This is a genomic window from Actinoplanes sp. NPDC048791 (genome assembly GCF_040650095.1).
GTDB lineage: Bacteria > Actinomycetota > Actinomycetes > Mycobacteriales > Micromonosporaceae > Actinoplanes.
The window spans coordinates 1-2,173 of sequence record NZ_JBEZGQ010001248.1; the positions used below are offsets into that span (position 1 = coordinate 1).

General features: G+C 73.7%; 2 protein-coding genes. Both read left to right on the forward strand.

The genetic code is table 11. The annotated features are described in order from the left end of the window. Window positions 1-881: 2-phospho-L-lactate transferase CofD family protein (locus AB0C29_RS44975; protein ID WP_360834018.1), on the forward strand; the 881-nt coding region annotated here is incomplete at its 5' end. Between the two features lie 42 nt (window positions 882-923). Further along, entirely contained in the window at window positions 924-1,904 is a 981-nt protein-coding gene (whiA, locus tag AB0C29_RS44980; protein ID WP_184996434.1) for a DNA-binding protein WhiA, read from the forward strand. Window positions 1,905-2,173 lie beyond the last annotated feature (269 nt).

Here is a 2,173-nt window from a genome sequence, read left to right on the forward strand (position 1 = left end):
GGCCCGGGCCCGAAGCCGGCGCCGGCACCAAGGCCGGCACCGGCACCAGGGCGGACGCCGACTCCGGCACGAATTCCGGTCTCAGCATCGGTGCGGGCTCCGACCCTGGCCTCGGTGCAGGCGCGGAAGCGGGCGACAAAGCCGGCTGGGGCAGCGTCGATCGGCGGATCGCCTCGGTCGGGGGCAAGCACGACCCCCTCGCCGGACACGCCGTCGGCAACCTGCTGCTGCTCGGCCTCCTCGAACTGCTCGGCGATCCCGTCGCCGCCCTCGAGCACGCCGCCGACATGGTCGGTGCCCGCGGCCGGGTCCTGCCCATGGCCTCGCACGCCGTCGGGATCGAGGCCGAGGTGCGCGGCGGTGACCCGGACCGGCCCGACGAGGTTGTCACCGTGCGCGGGCAACATGCCGTCGCCGTCGCCACCGGGCACATCGAGGCGCTGCGGATCGTGCCGTCCTCGCCGCCGGCCTGTCCGCCCGCGCTGGCCGCCATCGCCGAGGCCGACTGGCTGATCTTCGGGCCCGGCAGCTGGTACACGAGTGTTCTTCCGCATCTGCTCGTGCCCGAGCTGGCCGAGGCCATCGTCGCCAGCCCGGCCCGGCGGCTGGTCACGCTCAACCTCGGCGCCGACAACGAGACCTCCGGGCTCTCGGTGGCCGACCATCTGGCCGCCCTGCACTGGTATCTGCCGCGGCTGCGCGTGGACACTGTGCTGGCCGACGCGAAGTGGGTCGGCGAGCCCGATCCGGTGCACCGGGCCGCCCAGGCCCTGGGTGCACGCCTGGTACTGGCGCCGCTGGCCGTTGCGGACGGCAGTCCCAAGCATGATCCTGAGTCGTTGGGCACAGCACTGGTGCCAGTCCTCGGCTCCGATCGTTAAGCAACTGGCGTACCGCGAAACAAGCATGAGGTGACTTCGAAGATGGCGATGACGGCAGCGGTCAAGGACGAGCTGAGCCGGGTCGACGTACCCAAGCCGTGCTGCCGCCGTGCGGAGATGGCCGCCCTGCTGCGCTTCGCCGGTGGGCTGCACATCGTGTCCGGGCGGGTGGTCGTCGAGGCCGAGCTCGACACCGGCGCGGTGGCCCGGCGGCTGCGGCGGGAGATCGCCGAGGTGTACGGCTACCCCAGCGAGGTGCACGTCCTCGCGTCCGGCGGCCTGCGCAAGGGCAGCCACTACATCGTGCGGATCGTCAAGGACGGCGAGGCGCTGGCCCGGCAGACCGGTCTGCTGGACGTCCGCGGCCGGCCGGTGCGCGGTCTGCCGCCGCACGTCGTGTCGGCCAACGTCTGCTGCGCGGTCGCGGCGTGGCGGGGTGCGTTCATGGCGCACGGCTCGCTGACCGAGCCCGGCCGCTCCAGCGCGCTGGAGATCACCTGCCCGGGCCCGGAGGCCGCGCTGGCGCTGCGCGGCGCCGCCCGCCGCATCGGCATCACCGCCAAGGAGCGCGAGGTGCGCGGCGTCGACCGCGTGGTGATCAAGGACGGGGACGCGATCGCGGCGCTGCTCACCCGCATCGGGGCGCACTCGAGCGTGCTGGCCTGGGAAGAGCGACGGGTACGCCGGGAAGTCCGCGCAACCGCGAACCGCCTGGCCAACTTCGACGACGCCAATCTGCGCCGCTCGGCCCGCGCAGCCGTGGCAGCAGCCGCACGAGTGACCCGGGCGCTCGAAATCCTCGCGGACGAGGCCCCCAACCACCTGACCTCGGCCGGCCGGCTACGACTGGAGCACCGCCAGGCCTCCCTGGAAGAACTGGGCGCACTGGCCGACCCACCACTGACAAAGGACGCAATCGCGGGCCGCATAAGGCGTCTGCTCGCCCTCGCCGACAAGCGCGCCCGCGACCTGGGCATCCCCGACACAGAAGCCGCCGTAACCCCAGAAATGATGGCCTGCTAACCCACCCCACCCCTGCCGGGGCCCAACACCGCGCCGGACCAGAGCCCAACACTGCGCCTGACCGGACACCCGACACCGGGCGTGACCGGGCGGCTTGGCTCCGGGCGTGACCGGGCGGCTTGGCTCCGGGCGTGACCGGCGGCTTGGCACGGGGCGTGACCGGGCGGCTTGGCTCCGGGCGTGACCGGCGGCTTGGCTCCGGGCGTGATCGGGGGCTTGGCTCCGGGCCTGTCCGGGGGCGTGGCGCGGGGCGAGCCCGGCGGCTTGGC